Source organism: Pectobacterium atrosepticum (genome assembly GCF_000740965.1).
Lineage (GTDB): Bacteria > Pseudomonadota > Gammaproteobacteria > Enterobacterales > Enterobacteriaceae > Pectobacterium > Pectobacterium atrosepticum.
This window is the reverse complement of sequence record NZ_CP009125.1, coordinates 2,490,861-2,507,156: the sequence shown is the minus strand read 5'-3', so window position 1 is coordinate 2,507,156 and position 16,296 is coordinate 2,490,861. Positions and strand designations below refer to the sequence as shown.

The following is a 16,296-nucleotide window of genomic DNA, read 5'->3' as shown; positions in this document are numbered from 1 at the left end:
TTCGCGGTCAGGCAACCGCAGATTCGATATCGGGGATTCGTAACATTGCGAGGCTGAGCACCTTCTGTTCCGTTGCATCGGCATGTAGCAGTTCGCCGGAAACGGCACCTTCGCGCATGACGATAATCCGGTCGGCCAGCCCAAGCACTTCAGGTAAATCGCTGGAGGCAAACAGCACCGCGATCCCCTGATTCGCCAGTTCATAGATGACATGATAAATTTCGTGCTTCGCGCCGACATCGATGCCGCGCGTGGGCTCATCGAGCAAAATGACTTTCATCTCTTCGGACAACCAGCGACCAAGAATGACTTTCTGCTGATTTCCGCCGGAAAGATTCATAATCAGCTGTTCATCGGACGGCGTTTTGATATTCAACGCGTCAATGCGCTGCGCGGCGTTATCCGCTTCCCACTGATTATTAATAATAAAACCGGCTTTCAGGCTCTTACGTCTTGCGCTGATATTGATGTTGTCACGCACCGAGTGCACAGGAATGATACCGTCCGCTTTGCGATCCTCAGGGCAGAGCATCACGCCTTGGCGAATCGCATCGATGGGGGAATTCACCACCAGCGGTTTGCCATCCAGCAACACCTGACCGCTGGTGATTTTGGTCGCACCAAACAGCCCTTTCATCAGTTCGCTGCGGCCAGCCCCCACCAGGCCAAATAGCCCGACAATTTCCCCCTGCTTCACGTTCAGGGAAATCGTGGATTTCACGCCCGGCGCTTTTACGTCTTTCAGCGTCAAGCGGTCTTCGCCGTGCGGACGCGGCGCGTAACCATAGATATTCCCCAAGTTACGCCCTACCATCGCCTGTACCAGCGACTCATGGTTCACCTGTTGCATATCGTCAAACGTGCACACGTAGCGACCATCTTTAAACACGGTAATGGCATCGCTCAGCGCAAAAATTTCTTCCATCCGGTGCGAAACATACAAAATGATCCGGCCTTCACTGCGCAATTCAGTAATCACTCGGAAAAGTTGCTCAATTTCACGGGCAGACAGCGAACTGGTCGGTTCATCAAAAGCGATAATCTTGGCATTACGCGCCAGCGCTTTGGCGATTTCTACCATTTGCCACTGCCCGATAGACAGGTATTTCAGCGGGGTATCAGGATCGATATCCAACCCCAGATGCTGTAATTGCAGTTTGGCTTCATAGCGCAGCAGTGAGTAGTTCACCATGCCGTATTTATGCGGCAATTGACCCAGATAGATATTCTCGGCGACCGTCATTTCCGGCACCAAATGCAGTTCCTGATAAATGATGGCAACGCCCGCATTCAGGGCATCCATCGTATTACTAAACTGCACAGGCTTGCCCTGAATGTGGATTTCGCCCGCTGACGGTGAATAGTTGCCGCTCAGGATTTTTAACAGCGTCGACTTGCCCGCCCCGTTTTCCCCCATCAATGCATGGATCTGGCCGGCATGGCAGGAAAAGCTGATATCCGAAAGCGCCTTAACACCGGGAAATTCTTTACCGATCCCATGAAACGACAAATAGGGTGACTGTGCTGTCATGTCTGTTTCCTCATAACGATGCAGGTAGAGCGCGGATAACCTCGGCCAGCATCATGCTGATCGATGTTATCCGCATCTTTACGAAATCAGGCGTGATTACATCAGGCCTTTTTTCTCCAGTTCGACCTTAAAGTTGTCACGAGTGATCAGCACCACGTCGGTCACTTCGGTGAATTTCTCCGGTTCCACGCCTTTGGTGACCCAGTCATTCAGCATCTGGATACTCTTGTAGCCGTGAATATCTGGGCTTGGCAGCAGTGAGCCAAAGAAGCCCGTTGCCTGCCCCTTAGACAGTTCGCTCACCGCATCCACGCCGTTGATACCGATACCAATGACGTTTGCCGCTTTAAAGCCCTGTCCTTCTGTCGCACGAACGCCACCCAGCACAGTGTTGTCGTTCATACCGATAATCAGCCAGTTTTTCACGCCAGGATGCTGAACCAGCATGGAGTTAGCGGCGTCAAACGCTCCGGGGATATCGTTGGATTTGGTCGGAACCCGATAGATCTGTTTTTCTGGGAATCCAGCAGCCTTCAGCGCATCCATGGAACCAGCAGTACGACGGCGCGCGGTGTCCAGCTCATCAGCGGTAATCGCCATCACGCCGGTTTCGTCTACTTTCCAGCCGCGTTTGTTCATCTCTTTATACAGTTCCTGACCCTGACGCTCACCAATTTTGGTGGCCGCCATCATCACCAACGGCACCGTGTCCATTGGCTGACCTTTGGCGTTCACGAACTGGTCATCAACCGCGATCACTTTCAGATTATAGCTACGTGCTTTTGCAATAATGGCCGGCCCCAATTTCGGGTCTGGGGTACAAATAACAAAACCTTTCGCCCCGCTGGCCGCTAGGCTATCAATTGCGTTCAGGGTTTTTTCCCCGTCAGGAACCGCAATTTTTATCACATCAAAACCGAGATCTTTTCCTGCTTTATCAGCGAATTTCCATTCGGTCTGGAACCAGGGCTCTTCCGGCTGCTTAACCAAAAATCCCAGCTTTATGTTCTCTGCCATAGCTGATTGTGACATAACAGCGGCTAACCCGATTGCTGCCAGCGCCTTAGTGAATTTATGCATGATGTTCTCCGGTGTAATTATCTTTTCATTCGCCAGCGACGCTGAAGCGAGTTCGAGTTCCTGGTAAGGCATTTCCGGTCCGGATAAAGGAAAAACACAGACTTAGCGTGATTCCTTTACTCAGTAGCATTCAGACGCTTTATGTTTTAGCCGTTATTACCGGCAAGAATATAGAGCGCTATCACAGTCCGGAACAATGACAGGTTTGTGCATACATTTAGCAAATTTAACCAATCATTAACCTTTGACCAGCTTCACAAAATGGCTGCTCGCGACAGAAAAATACATACTTCTAGCTAACCACTCCTAACCGCCTCTCGTTATCCCTGCCTATCGTAAACACCAACGATCTGAGATTAATGAGGAGCAAAGCATGAGCGCGGGCGCTATTACGATTGGTCTCGACTTCGGCAGTGATTCGGTACGCGCCTTAGCCGTTGACTGCCAAAGCGGGAAAGAGCTGGAAACAGACGTGGTCTACTACCCCCGCTGGCGTGAGGGTAAATATTGTCAGCCTGCCAACAACCAGTTCCGACACCATCCGCTGGACTATATAGAATCGCTGGAACAGGCGATCAAAGTGGTCGTCTCTCGCCTGACGAACGACCAACGGCAGAGCATCATCGGTATTGGCGTGGATTCAACCGGGTCAACGCCCGCCCCCATTGATGAACATGGCCAGATCCTGGCGCTACGCCCCGAGTTTGCCAACAACCCCAATGCGATGTTCGTGCTGTGGAAAGACCACACGGCAATAGAAGAAGCGGATGCCATTAACGCGCTGTGCCGCAGCGGTCAGTTCCCGGATTACACTCGCTATATCGGTGGTGTTTACTCATCCGAATGGTTCTGGGCCAAAATCCTGCATGTATCACGCGAAGATGCAGCGGTGCGTCAGGCGGCCGTTTCCTGGATAGAACTGTGCGACTGGGTGCCCGCCCTGCTTTCCGGCACACAAGCGCCTGCCGATATTCGTCGTGGCCGGTGCAGCGCCGGACATAAATCACTCTGGCATCCGAGCTGGGGTGGACTCCCACCGAAAGATTTCCTACACGCGCTCGATCCCTGCCTGACAGAGACATTGCAGTATCCACTGTTTACCGACACCTGGACTGCCGAACAACCGGTCGGCACCATCACCGCAGAGTGGGCGCAGCGTCTTGGCATCCCTGAGACGGTCACGCTTGCAGGCGGCGCGTTTGACTGTCACGTCGGCACCGTCGGCGCTGGCGCACAGCCCTATACGTTGGTCAAAGTGATTGGCACCTCCACCTGCGACATTCTGATCGCCGACGAAGAACGTATTGCCGACCGCACTATCGCTGGTATTTGTGGACAGGTAGACGGCAGCGTCGTCCCCAACTATATCGGTCTGGAAGCCGGACAGTCAGCCTTCGGCGACATGTACGCCTGGTTTGGCAGGCTGCTGGGCTGGTCGTTACAGGAAGCGGCGAAAGACCATCCTGAACTCAAAACGTCACTACAGGCGATGGAAGCCAAGTTGCTGGAGCGACTTACCCACAACTGGGCAGAAAACCCCACGCTGGATCACCTACCTATCGTGTTGGACTGGTTTAACGGCCGCAGAACGCCGTTCGCCAACCAGCGCTTAAAAGGCGTGATTACCGATCTCAATCTGGGCACTGATGCCCCTACGCTATTTGGCGGTTTCATTGCCGCCACGGCCTTCGGTGCGCGCGCGATTATGGAATGCTTTGAAGAACAAGGCGTCCCCGTGGAGAACGTGCTGGCACTGGGCGGTATTGCACGGAAATCCCCGGTCATCATGCAGGTGTGTACTGACGTAATGAATCGTCCCTTACAGATCGTCGCGTCCGACCAGTGCTGTGCACTCGGTGCGGCGATCTTTGCCGCCGTCGCTGCCGGCGTTCACGGAGATATCCCAACCGCACAACAGCATATGGCCAGCGGTATAGAGCGCACCTTGATGCCAGACAGCCAGCGTGTTGCCCGTTATCAGCAGCTTTACGAGCGCTATCAGCAGTGGTGCCGCCTCGCGGAACCGGCCTATAGCCCAACGTCTACGGCAAAAAACTAATTTTTATCCCTCTGGGGATCACGTACAGGAGTCATCATGGATCATTTTAAGCAGCTTGAAGTCTGGTTCGTCATCGGTAGCCAACATCTCTATGGGCCGGAAACATTACGTCAGGTAAAAGAGAACGCAGAAAAAGTCGTTGCGGGTTTGAATCAACAGGCCAACCTACCGGTTAAGCTGGTGCTGAAGCCGCTGGTGAAAACACCGGATGAAATTCTGGCGTTGTGTCGCGATGCCAACTATCAGGATAACTGTATCGGCCTGCTAACCTGGCTGCACACCTTCTCTCCGGCAAAAATGTGGATTGGCGGTCTGAGCGTACTCAGTAAACCGCTGCTGCAATTCCATACCCAGTTCAATGCCGAAGTGCCGTGGGACACCATGGACATGGATTTCATGAACCTGAACCAGACCGCACACGGCGGACGTGAGTTTGGCTTCATCGGTGCCCGGATGCGGCAGGCACATCAGGTGGTGGTCGGCCACTGGCAGGATAAGAACGCGCATGTTCGCATCGGCAAATGGATGCGTGTTGCCGCGGCAATTCAGGAAAGCAAACAGCTGAAGGTCGCACGCTTTGGCGACAATATGCGTGAGGTCGCCGTTACCGAAGGCGATAAAGTCGGCGCGCAGATTCAGTTCGGTTACTCCGTTAGCGCCTGGGGACTGGGCGATTTAACCGCCGTGGTTGATGCTGTTTCCAAAGGCGATATCGATGCGCTGATCGAAGAGTATGAAACCAGTTACCAGTTGACGGACGCGGTGAAACTCAACGGAGCTAATCGTCAGAACCTGCTGGATGCAGCCCAGATCGAACTCGGGATGAAACGCTTTCTAGAACAAGGCGGCTATCACGCGTTCACCACCGATTTTGAAAACCTATACGGCTTGAAACAACTGCCGGGGCTGGCGGTGCAGCGTCTGATGCAGCAAGGTTACGGTTTCGGCGGTGAAGGCGACTGGAAAACTGCCGCGCTGTTGCGCATCATGAAAGTGATGGCCGGTGGATTGTCGGGCGGAACCTCGTTCATGGAGGACTACACCTATAACTTCCAGAATGGTAACGATCTGGTCGTCGGGTCCCACATGCTGGAAGTCTGCCCTACCATTGCGAAAGAGCAGAAACCGATTCTGGATGCGCAACACCTTGGCATCGGCGGAAAAGCCGACCCTGCCCGTTTGATTTTCTCCACGCCAGCCGGACCGTCTCTCAACGCCAGCGTGATCGACATGGGTGACCGCTTCAGAATGTTGGTTAATCTGGTCGATACCATTGAGCAGCCACGTCCATTGCCAAAATTGCCGGTTGCTCGTGCCATCTGGAAAGCGCAACCGTCGCTGGAAGTGGCGGCCGAAGCCTGGATTTTGGCAGGAGGAGCACACCACACCGTCTTTAGTCAGGCGTTGGATCTCGACCACATGCGGCTTTATGCAGAGATGCAGAACATTGAACTACTGGTGATCGACAACGAAACCCGACTCCACGAATTCAAAGATGCCCTACGCTGGAACGAAGTGTATTACAAACTTTGTAGCCGCTAAGTCCGATCGTAAGGGGCAGATTGTCTATGGATCGTTCATCCGAACACAATCTGCCCCTTCATAGACATTAATTGTTTCCACTCTCTGTGTGTCATCACCCAGCGACTCACCGTAGACTTAAAAGCCATCTCACCGCCCTATCAATTCTTTATTTTCCATTTTTTGTCATTGAAAAATAACTATATTTTTACAAATCCGTCCTAGATGGACTTCTTGTTTGAATAGACTTAGTCATCTCAACCACATAACTATTAGGCTATTTTACCATGACCGTTCATGGCTATTCTTGAAGGGAACAGCGATAACCCTACTTTGGGTATGTTGTCGAAAACCCAACAATGCCTGATAATAGTCCGGTTTTGTTTTCTAGGCACCGTAATGACCGAATACGCATTGCTCTTTGTTAGCATCCTTCTGGTAAATAATTTCGTCTTAGTGAAGTTTCTTGGGCTGTGCCCCTTTATGGGCGTGTCCAAAAAACTAGAGACGGCGATTGGCATGGGAATGGCGACCACGTTTGTGATGACGCTGGGCTCGATGTTTTCCTGGCTGATCAACGAATTTATTCTTGTCCCGCTCGACATTCTCTATTTACGCACCATGGCTTTTATTCTGGTGCTCGCCGTTGTGGTGCAGTTCTCCGAGATGTTCGTGCGCAAAGTTAGCCCTGAGCTGTATCGCCTGCTGGGGATTTTCCTACCGCTGATCACCACCAACTGTGCCGTGCTTGGCGTCGTCTTGCTCAACATCAACCTGTCGCACGGTTTTCTGCAATCGACAATTTATGGTTTCGGCGGTGCCGCAGGATTCTCACTGGTGATGGTCCTTTTCGCCGCCATCCGCGAGCGCCTCGCCGTGTCGGACATTCCCGCGCCGTTCCGAGGTTCGTCTATCGCACTGATCACCGCTGGCCTGATGTCGCTGGCATTTATGGGCTTTACCGGACTGGTGAAATTCTGATGACCGCTATCTGGATCGCCATTGCGGCATTAAGCGCACTCGCGCTGGCGTTCGGCTTGGTGCTTGGCTATGCCTCACGTCGTTTTGAAGTCGAAAACGATCCGATCGTGGAAGAAGTGGAAGCCATGCTGCCGCAGAGCCAGTGCGGCCAGTGCGGTTACCCCGGCTGTCGCCCTTACGCCGAAGCGGTCTCGCTAAATGGTGAAAGCATTAATAAATGCGGGCCCGGCGGCGAAGCGATGATGTTGAAGTTGGCTGAAAAGCTCAACGTCGATCCGCAACCGCTGGAAGGCGATGCTGACATTCAAGCCCCTGCGCGACATGTTGCCTGGATCGATGAAAGCAACTGCATCGGCTGCACCAAGTGCATTCAGGCCTGTCCGGTTGATGCCATCATCGGCAGTACCAAAGCGGTACACACCGTCGTCAGCGATTTATGCACTGGCTGCGATCTCTGCATCTCCCCTTGCCCCACGGACTGTATCGAATTACGGCCCATCGCTCCGACTCCTGCTAACTGGAAATGGGATCTCGATACGATTCCAGTACGCGTTATTCAAGTAGAACGACATGCTTAAGCTGTTTTCCGCCTTTAGAAAAGACAGGATCTGGGATTTCGACGGAGGCATTCATCCGCCAGAAATGAAGACGCAGTCCAGCCAAACGCCACTGCGCCAGATTTCGCTGCCAGAACAGTTCATTATTCCACTCAAGCAGCATCTCGGGCCGGAAGGTGAAATCTGCGTTAGCGTCGGCGATAAAGTACTGCGTGGCCAGCCGTTGACGCGGGGAAAAGGCCGTACACTGCCCGTTCACGCACCGACATCGGGAACGGTGAACGCGATTCGCCAGCACACGACGGCGCATCCATCTGGCCTGTCCGAACTCAGTATCATTATCGTGCCAGACGGCGAAGATCGCTGGTGCGAGCGCCTGACTTATAGAGATTATCGTGCGCAGAGCGTCGATACCCTGCTTGCCCATCTGCATCAGGCTGGCATTGCGGGTTTGGGCGGCGCAGGCTTCCCTACTGCCGCCAAATTACAAGGCGGGATGCGCGGGATTGAAACCCTGATTATCAACGGCGCAGAATGCGAACCCTATATTACCGCCGACGATAGGCTCATGCAGGAGTGTGCCGATGAGATTATTCAAGGCGTCGAGATTCTGTCATTCCTGTTGCAGCCGAAACGTATTCTGATCGGAATCGAAGATAACAAGCCGGAAGCCATCAGCGCCCTGCGTCTGGCTTTGGGCAAACGCAGCGACATGCAGCTGCGCGTCATCCCCACCAAGTATCCGTCGGGCGGTGCCAAGCAGCTCACCAAGATTTTGACCGGCAAAGAAGTCCCGTTCGGTAAACACTCCGCTGCGATTGGCGTGCTCATGCAAAACGTCGGCACGGCCTACGCCATCAAACGTGCCGTGATCGACGGTGAACCGCTCACCGAGCGCGTGGTAACGCTGACCGGTGAAGCCTTGCGTCAGCCCGGTAACGTGTGGGCGCGACTGGGGACGCCAGTACGCCACCTGCTGAAACAGGGTGGATTCCATGTCACTAAACAGCCGATGGTGGTGATGGGTGGCCCGCTGATGGGTTTTACTCTGCCGTTGCTAGACGTGCCCATCGTCAAAATTAGCAACTGCCTGCTCGCGCCGTCACATTCGGAAATGGAGCCGGTTGCCGAGGAACAATCCTGTATTCGCTGTAGCAAATGTGCCGATGCTTGTCCGGCGGGTCTGTTACCCCAGCAGCTTTACTGGTTCAGTCGCGGACAGGAACACGAAAAAGCTCGCGATCACCATCTGTTCGATTGTATCGAATGTGGTGCCTGTGCCTATGTCTGCCCCAGCAATATCCCGCTGGTACAGTACTATCGTCAGGAAAAGGCCGAAATTCGGGCCATCGACGAAGACGCACAGCGTGCCGCGCTGGCCAAAGTGCGTTTTGATGCCAAACAAGCGCGTCTGGAACGGGAAAAAGCCGCGCGCGAACTGCGCCATAAACAGGCCGCCGCTGGCGTATCCACCAGTGACAAAGACGCGGTTTAGGCAGCATTAGAACGTGTACGCCGCAAACAAACCGCAGAAGCCGAGATCGGTTCACCCATCACGGTAATCCCTGATGCGCAGCCGGATAACAGTGCGGCCATTGCTGCGCGTGCCGCACATAAAGCATTAGTACGTGAAGAACGGGTGCGAGAGAAACAATCACAGCAGGAAACACCAGCGACAGAGGTGACGCCTGAGGAGCTTGACCCACGTAAAGCCGCCGTAGCGGCTGCTCTTGCGCGCGTTAAAGCCCGCAAGGCTGCACAGCAGTCCGAGTTAAATACGACAGAGTCTGTGTCATCAGCTATTCCCGATACAGCAGCTGAACCCATCGCGGTCGTTGAAGCACAAGAGCAGGAAGATCCGCGCAAGGCTGCCGTGGCCGCCGCTATCGCGCGCGTTAAAGCCCGTAAAGCCGCGCAGCAGCTTGTAACAAACGTAGAAGCAGCCGTTCCTGTCGTTACCGAGACAACAGCGGAACCCATTGCTGTCGTTGAAGTACAAGAGCCAGAAGATCCACGGAAGGCTGCCGTTGCCGCCGCTATCGCTCGCGTTAAAGCCCGTAAAGCCGCGCAGGCATCGTCATATCAAGAGGAATAAATGGCTTTTAGAATTGCGAGTTCACCGTTCACACATAACCAGCAGCGCACGCAGCGCATCATGCTGTGGGTTATTCTGGCCTGCCTGCCGGGCATGTTGGCGCAGGTCTATTTCTTTGGCTACGGCAACCTGATTCAGGTCGGGCTGGCGTCTGCCACCGCACTCATTGCGGAAGGCGTGACGCTGTCACTGAGGAAATTTGCGGTTCGTACCACCCTGGCTGATAATTCCGCGTTACTGACCGCCGTGCTGCTCGGAATCAGTCTACCGCCATTAGCGCCCTGGTGGATGGTGGTCATGGCAACCGTCTTCGCTATCATTATCGCTAAACAGCTGTATGGCGGATTAGGGCAAAATCCCTTTAACCCCGCGATGATTGGTTATGTGGTGTTGCTGATCTCTTTCCCTGTCCAGATGACGAGCTGGCTGCCACCCGAGCCGCTGCAAACCATCTCGCTTAGTTTCCATGACTCGCTAGTCATCATTTTTACCGGACACACGCCTGACGGGCATACCATGCAGCAGCTGATGCACAATGTTGATGGCGTGAGTCAGGCCACCCCGCTGGATACGTTTAAAACCAGCTTACGTTCCGGCCAAACGCCACAGAACATCCTGCAACAGCCGATGTTTGCACAATCACTGTCTGGTATTGGCTGGCAGTGGGTTAATATCGGTTTTCTCATCGGCGGGCTGTTCTTGCTGATGCGCGGCACGATTCGCTGGCATATTCCAGTCAGTTTCCTGCTGTCGCTGATGTTCTGCGCCCTGCTAAGCTGGATCATCGCGCCGGATAAATTTGCCCAACCGATGTTACATCTGTTGTCCGGTGCGACCATGCTCGGCGCATTTTTCATCGCCACAGATCCCGTTACAGCATCAACCACGAACCGGGGCCGTCTGATTTTCGGTGCGTTGATTGGGTTACTGGTGTGGCTGATTCGCACCTATGGCGGCTACCCAGACGGCGTTGCCTTTGCCGTTCTACTGGCGAACATCACCGTCCCGCTGATCGACTATTACACCAAGCCACGTGCTTACGGCCACCATCGCTGAGGAGACGCCCATGATGACAACAATGCGCCGCCACGCGACAACACTGGCTCTATTTGCCGCTTCCACTACCGCAGTCACTGCCGTGGTGAATATGTTGACGGAGCCGACAATCTCCCATCAGGCAATGTTGCAGCAAAAGATGTTGTTAGATCAGGTGGTTCCCGCCGAGTTGTACAATAGTGATATTCAAAAAGAGTGTTACGTTGTCACCAATCCAGCATTAGGATCGTCAGCACCGCACCGTGTCTTCATCGCCCGTCAGAATGGTGAACCGGTCGCCGCTGCACTGGAAAGTACCGCGCCGGATGGTTACTCTGGTGCCATTAGACTGCTGGTAGGTGCCGATTTTCATGGCAAGGTACTCGGCGTCCGCGTGACCGAGCACCATGAAACACCGGGGCTGGGTGATAAAATCGAAGTGCGAATTTCTGACTGGATCACAAGGTTCAATGGGCTGATGGTGCAAGGCGAGCATGACGCCCGCTGGGCGGTGAAGAAAGAAGGTGGGATGTTTGATCAATTTACCGGGGCCACCATCACGCCACGTGCCGTCATTAACAGCGTGAAACGCAGCGCGCTTTATCTGCAAACGCTACCGCCACAAATCAACACGCTGTCCGCCTGTGGAGAGAACCAATGAGTCAAACCAAAGCGCTTTTCATTGACGGGTTATGGAAGAACAACTCGGCACTGGTTCAATTGCTAGGCCTGTGCCCCCTGCTGGCGGTGTCATCAACTGCAACTAACGCGCTGGGATTAGGACTGGCAACCACACTGGTTCTCACCTGTACCAACATAGCCGTCTCTGCGCTGCGCCGTTGGGTACCAGCGGAAATCCGTATTCCGATTTACGTCATGATCATTGCTTCCGTCGTCAGCACCGTACAGATGCTGATCAACGCGTATGCCTACGGTTTATATCAATCGCTGGGGATTTTTATTCCACTGATCGTGACGAACTGCATTGTTATCGGTCGCGCAGAAGCCTTCGCGTCTAAAAATGCCGTCTTCCCTTCCGCCATTGATGGGCTGGCAATGGGGCTGGGGGCAACCAGCGCACTGGTGGTTCTCGGCTCTTTGCGTGAAATTCTGGGTAACGGTACGCTGTTCGACGGTGCAGACTTGCTGCTGGGCAGTTGGGCTAAAGTCCTCCGCATTGAGGTTGTCCACCTCGATTCCCCTTTCCTGCTGGCAATGTTGCCACCGGGGGCCTTTATCGGTCTGGGACTGCTGCTTGCCGTGAAATATTTGATCGATGAGAAAATGAAACAACGCCGAGCGCGTGCCGTTGCCGCCGAAGGGAAAATGGTGCCAACTGCCGGTGCTGTAGGGGAGTCGCTGTGAACAAGGCCAAACGGGTTGAGATCTTAATGCGTTTACGCGACAACAATCCCCATCCGACGACTGAGTTAAACTTCAGTACGCCGTTTGAACTGCTCATCTCCGTACTGCTTTCCGCACAGGCAACCGACGTCAGCGTCAACAAAGCAACCGCAAAGCTCTATCCTGTCGCCAACACACCGGAGGCGCTACTCACACTCGGTGTCGACGGCGTTAAAGGCTATATCAAGACAATCGGTCTGTTTAACAGCAAAGCGGAAAACGTCATCAAGACCTGCCGCCTATTGCTGGAAAAGCATCAGGGGCAGGTTCCTGAAGATCGTGCTGCGTTGGAAGCCCTACCCGGCGTAGGACGAAAAACGGCAAACGTTGTTTTGAATACCGCATTTGGTTGGCCGACGATTGCTGTTGATACCCATATCTTTCGCGTCAGTAACCGTACAAGATTCGCACCAGGTAAAAATGTCGAACAGGTAGAGGAAAAACTGCTGAAAGTCGTTCCGGCAGAATTTAAAGTCGACTGCCACCACTGGTTAATCCTACATGGCCGTTACACCTGTATTGCTCGAAAACCACGCTGTGGTTCCTGCCTGATTGAAGATTTATGTGAATTTGGCGAAAAGGTCGACGCCTAATCTGTTGTGGTCTGGTGGCTTCTATGACCAGACCTTCTTCTCGATTGCTCCACGCTCGGCCCCGTCTTAGTTCCCGCTCTATCAGCGTCAGTCACACGCTCGCAACGCCTCACCACTCAGACAACCACGCCCTTTCTGGCTGATCCTCGTTCAAAAGCTGTATAAAAACACAAGTAACCACTATTTAAGGCTAATAAGTTATTTTTAATAGGAAATTCAGGGATTGAAAGTCACATGGAGCAACTATATCGAGATTGGTCTTATTGCCTGCCGTTGATGAATTTTTACACTCACTGCATATTTAGTAATATGCAAAAGATTAAACCGCATATTCATTCATAGTTAATGATATTGTCTTGGTTTTAAGTAAAAGGCAGATTATATCCCTTTTACAAAAAACAAATGCGATAAACCGAGATAATCATTTGAAGCAAAAGCAAGTTCTGAAATTAAACTCTGCATAACATTTATTTTCTGGTTTTATCCCACTACAAAAACCACTTGTAACAAAACATGTCAAACGACTTGCCTGTCCGTAAAATAACGTCAATATAACGCCGTTTTTCCTCCCCATAACAATCAAAAGAGGTTGCAGTTTCACTGTCTCACTCTTGTTATTTTCTCGTTAAAAAAAGCGAGATATGTAAAATCAGAGGTCTTTGTGTCAACAGCAAACAACAACAGCGAATCCCCCGAAAGCGTCAGCATGAACGCATTCAAACAACCAAAAGCGTTTTATCTCATCTTTAGCATCGAACTGTGGGAGCGTTTTGGTTACTACGGTCTGCAGGGCATTATGGCGGTTTATCTGGTCAAAATGCTGGGCATGTCCGAAACGGATTCCATCACCCTTTTCTCCTCTTTCAGCGCGCTGGTTTACGGTTTCGTCGCCATTGGCGGCTGGTTGGGCGACAAAGTCCTCGGCACCAAACGTGTCATCGTGCTGGGTGCTATCGTGTTGGCATTCGGCTACGCCATGATTTCCTACTCGGGCCACAGCGTTACGTGGGTCTATATCGGCATGGCAACGATTGCCGTCGGTAACGGATTGTTTAAAGCCAATCCGTCAGCCCTGCTGTCCACCTGCTACGCGAAAGACGACCCTCGTCTGGATGGTGCCTTCACCATGTACTATATGTCGGTGAACATCGGCTCCTTCTTTTCTATGCTGGCTACACCGGTGCTTGCCGCGCGCTATGGCTGGAGCGTTGCCTTCTCCCTAAGCGTGGTCGGTATGATTCTGACGCTGATCAACTTCATGTTCTGTCGTAAGTGGGTTAGCACACAAGGTTCTCAGCCAGATTTTCAGCCAATTAATCTGCTGAAACTTGCCATCACCCTTGCGGGTATTGTCGCGCTGGTCGCCATTTCCACCTGGTTGTTACACAACCAGAGCGTCGCTCGCTGGATTCTGACGCTTATTTCACTGGCAGTTGTCGCCATCTTCATTAAAGAGATGCTGGCCGTGAGCGGTGCTGAACGTCGGAAAATGATCGTGGCACTTCTGCTGATGCTGGAAGCCGTCGTTTTCTTCGTACTGTACAACCAGATGCCAACATCGCTGAACTTCTTTGCTATTCGCAACGTTGAGCACTCTATTTTAGGTTTTACCTTTGAGCCAGAGCAGTATCAAGCGCTCAATCCATTCTGGATCATGGTGGCCAGCCCAATTTTGGCGGCGGTTTACAACAAAATGGGCGACCAACTGCCGATGGCGCACAAGTTTGCGATTGGTATGGTGTTGTGTTCCGGTGCGTTTCTGGTGCTGCCGTGGGGCGCTAGCATGGCAAACGAACAGGGTATCATGTCCGTCAACTGGCTGATCCTCTGCTATGGCCTGCAAAGTATCGGGGAGTTAATGATTTCCGGTCTGGGTCTGGCGATGGTCGCTCAACTGGTGCCACAGCGCCTGATGGGCTTCATCATGGGTGCCTGGTTCCTGACATCAGCCGGCGCCGCGATTATCGCAGGCTACGTCGCCAATATGATGGCAGTGCCAGAGAACGTCGTAGATCCGCACGCGTCTCTTGAGATTTATAGCAATGTCTTCCTGCAGATTGGCATCGTCACGGGCATCATCGCCGTTCTGATGCTGCTGACCGCACCAAAATTGACACGTATGACGCAGGATGTTACCGACGCCCCTGTGGATACCGTCACGACCACAGCATCTGCCTGATAACCCGCCCTAACACCTCGCTCGGATAACGGGGTGAGGTGTTGTTGGTGAAGCGTTTGAGGATAGATAGATAGATAGATAGATAGATAGATAGATAGATAGATAGATAGATAGATAGATAGATAGATAGATAGATAGATAGATGATAGATGATAGATGATAAAAAGCCAGACACTGTCTGGCTTTTTTGCTTTCAAGGCTTAAGTACGGCTGTTGATGCTTACTTCACTGGCAGCGTAATGTCTTTAAACATCGCTTCAATTTCATCATTCGAGCGCAGCGCAACGGCAGAATCGACAACATCACGCGTTAAATGCGGAGCAAAACGCTGGATGAAATCGTACATGTAGCTGCGCAGGAATGTGCTGCGGCGGAAACCAATTTTCGTGGTGCTATAGCTAAAGATGCTGTTCGCGTTGATGGTCACCAGATCGGTTTCCGTCTGCGGATCAACCGCCATGTTGGCAATCACCCCCACGCCCAGTCCTAAACGCACGTAGGTCTTAATCACATCAGCATCTGTTGCGGTAAAGACGATGCGCGGCGTGAGACCCGCTCGGTTAAACGCGGTATCCAGCTCAGAACGCCCCGTAAAGCCAAAGGTATAGGTAACGATGGGATAAGCGGCCAGCTCTTCAATAGTGATGTCTGTTTTGGATGCCAGCGGGTGATCCGGTTTTACGACTACTGCGCGATTCCAGTGGTAGCACGGCAGCATGATCAGATCGTCGTACAGATGCAGCGCTTCCGTCGCAATAGCAAAATCAGCAGATCCTTTCGCAACAGCCTCGGCAATCTGCGTCGGTGAACCCTGATGCATGTGCAGCGATACGCGAGGATAGCGATCGATGAAACCTTTGATAACGCTTGGCAGCGCGTAGCGAGCCTGCGTATGGGTAGTTGCGACGTACAGCGACCCTTTATCGGGATAGGTGTGCTCTCCGGCAACCGCTTTGATAGCCTCGACTTTCGACAACACTTCACGTGCGATGCGGATGACTTCCTGTCCAGCGGGTGTCACCTGTGTCAGGTGTTTTCCACTACGGGCGAAAATCTGAATACCCAACTCATCCTCCAGCATGCGGACCTGTTTACTGATCCCCGGCTGGGAGGTGTACAACCCTTCTGCGGTAGAAGACACATTCAGGTTGTGATTAACAACTTCAACAATATAACGAAGCTGTTGTAGTTTCATAATTTATCCCATTCCCAATTGAAGTGTGCGTGTAGCATCTCACGACGTTCTGACGACGTTCCGTTT

At 52.7% G+C, this 16,296-nt stretch carries 12 protein-coding genes and 1 pseudogene; 10 read left to right on the top strand and 3 right to left on the bottom strand.

What is annotated here, in order from left to right; genetic code table 11:
• Positions 1-7: 7 nt before the first annotated feature.
• Positions 8-1,531, bottom strand: a complete 1,524-nt coding sequence (araG, locus tag GZ59_RS11030) for an L-arabinose ABC transporter ATP-binding protein AraG (RefSeq protein ID WP_011093830.1) — start codon at positions 1,529-1,531, stop codon at positions 8-10.
• A gap of 96 nt (positions 1,532-1,627) precedes the next feature.
• Positions 1,628-2,611, bottom strand: coding sequence for an arabinose ABC transporter substrate-binding protein (locus GZ59_RS11025; protein ID WP_011093831.1), 984 nt, complete (start codon positions 2,609-2,611; stop codon positions 1,628-1,630).
• 373 nt (positions 2,612-2,984) lie between these two features.
• On the opposite strand from GZ59_RS11025, the gene GZ59_RS11020 reads away from it, so the two are divergent.
• The 10 genes and pseudogenes from GZ59_RS11020 (at position 2,985) to dtpA (ending at position 15,035) form a co-directional block, all read left to right on the top strand.
• On the top strand, positions 2,985-4,670 hold the full coding sequence (locus GZ59_RS11020; RefSeq protein WP_039291769.1) for a ribulokinase: 1,686 nt from the start codon (positions 2,985-2,987) through the stop codon (positions 4,668-4,670).
• A 36-nt stretch (positions 4,671-4,706) separates the two neighbouring features.
• On the top strand, positions 4,707-6,212 hold the full coding sequence (gene araA / locus GZ59_RS11015; protein WP_011093833.1) for an L-arabinose isomerase: 1,506 nt from the start codon (positions 4,707-4,709) through the stop codon (positions 6,210-6,212).
• A 378-nt stretch (positions 6,213-6,590) separates the two neighbouring features.
• On the top strand, positions 6,591-7,172 hold the full coding sequence (rsxA, locus tag GZ59_RS11010) for an electron transport complex subunit RsxA (RefSeq protein WP_011093834.1): 582 nt from the start codon (positions 6,591-6,593) through the stop codon (positions 7,170-7,172).
• Complete coding sequence (gene rsxB, locus GZ59_RS11005) at positions 7,172-7,750, top strand: electron transport complex subunit RsxB (protein WP_011093835.1); 579 nt, start codon at positions 7,172-7,174, stop codon at positions 7,748-7,750. The genes rsxA and rsxB overlap by 1 nt, the downstream gene beginning before the upstream one ends.
• Positions 7,743-9,824: pseudogene (gene rsxC / locus GZ59_RS11000) on the top strand (electron transport complex subunit RsxC). The gene rsxB and the pseudogene rsxC overlap by 8 nt, the downstream one beginning before the upstream one ends.
• Entirely contained in the window at positions 9,825-10,880 is a 1,056-nt protein-coding gene (gene rsxD / locus GZ59_RS10995) for an electron transport complex subunit RsxD (RefSeq protein ID WP_011093837.1), read from the top strand.
• 10 nt (positions 10,881-10,890) lie between these two features.
• On the top strand, positions 10,891-11,520 hold the full coding sequence (gene rsxG, locus GZ59_RS10990; RefSeq protein WP_011093838.1) for an electron transport complex subunit RsxG: 630 nt from the start codon (positions 10,891-10,893) through the stop codon (positions 11,518-11,520).
• Entirely contained in the window at positions 11,517-12,224 is a 708-nt protein-coding gene (locus GZ59_RS10985; protein ID WP_011093839.1) for an electron transport complex subunit E, read from the top strand. The genes rsxG and GZ59_RS10985 overlap by 4 nt, the downstream gene beginning before the upstream one ends.
• Positions 12,221-12,856, top strand: a complete 636-nt coding sequence (nth, locus tag GZ59_RS10980) for an endonuclease III (RefSeq protein WP_011093840.1) — start codon at positions 12,221-12,223, stop codon at positions 12,854-12,856. The genes GZ59_RS10985 and nth overlap by 4 nt, the downstream gene beginning before the upstream one ends.
• A gap of 661 nt (positions 12,857-13,517) precedes the next feature.
• Positions 13,518-15,035, top strand: coding sequence for a dipeptide/tripeptide permease DtpA (dtpA, locus tag GZ59_RS10975; protein WP_039291763.1), 1,518 nt, complete (start codon positions 13,518-13,520; stop codon positions 15,033-15,035).
• A gap of 220 nt (positions 15,036-15,255) precedes the next feature.
• Here dtpA and cysB read toward each other — a convergent pair whose 3' ends face one another.
• Positions 15,256-16,230: an HTH-type transcriptional regulator CysB gene (gene cysB / locus GZ59_RS10970; RefSeq protein WP_039291760.1), complete on the bottom strand. Its 975-nt coding sequence runs from the start codon at positions 16,228-16,230 to the stop codon at positions 15,256-15,258.
• Positions 16,231-16,296 lie beyond the last annotated feature (66 nt).

What these genes read in the sequence shown, in the direction of transcription:
- araG (WP_011093830.1), bottom strand. Translation starts at nt 1,531, where the DNA reads ATGACAGCACAGTCACCCTATTTGTCGTTTCATGGGATCGGTAAAGAA.
- GZ59_RS11025 (WP_011093831.1), bottom strand. Translation starts at nt 2,611, where the DNA reads ATGCATAAATTCACTAAGGCGCTGGCAGCAATCGGGTTAGCCGCTGTT.
- GZ59_RS11020 (WP_039291769.1), top strand. Translation starts at nt 2,985, where the DNA reads ATGAGCGCGGGCGCTATTACGATTGGTCTCGACTTCGGCAGTGATTCG.
- araA (WP_011093833.1), top strand. Translation starts at nt 4,707, where the DNA reads ATGGATCATTTTAAGCAGCTTGAAGTCTGGTTCGTCATCGGTAGCCAA.
- rsxA (WP_011093834.1), top strand. Translation starts at nt 6,591, where the DNA reads ATGACCGAATACGCATTGCTCTTTGTTAGCATCCTTCTGGTAAATAAT.
- rsxB (WP_011093835.1), top strand. Translation starts at nt 7,172, where the DNA reads ATGACCGCTATCTGGATCGCCATTGCGGCATTAAGCGCACTCGCGCTG.
- rsxD (WP_011093837.1), top strand. Translation starts at nt 9,825, where the DNA reads ATGGCTTTTAGAATTGCGAGTTCACCGTTCACACATAACCAGCAGCGC.
- rsxG (WP_011093838.1), top strand. Translation starts at nt 10,891, where the DNA reads ATGATGACAACAATGCGCCGCCACGCGACAACACTGGCTCTATTTGCC.
- GZ59_RS10985 (WP_011093839.1), top strand. Translation starts at nt 11,517, where the DNA reads ATGAGTCAAACCAAAGCGCTTTTCATTGACGGGTTATGGAAGAACAAC.
- cysB (WP_039291760.1), bottom strand. Translation starts at nt 16,230, where the DNA reads ATGAAACTACAACAGCTTCGTTATATTGTTGAAGTTGTTAATCACAAC.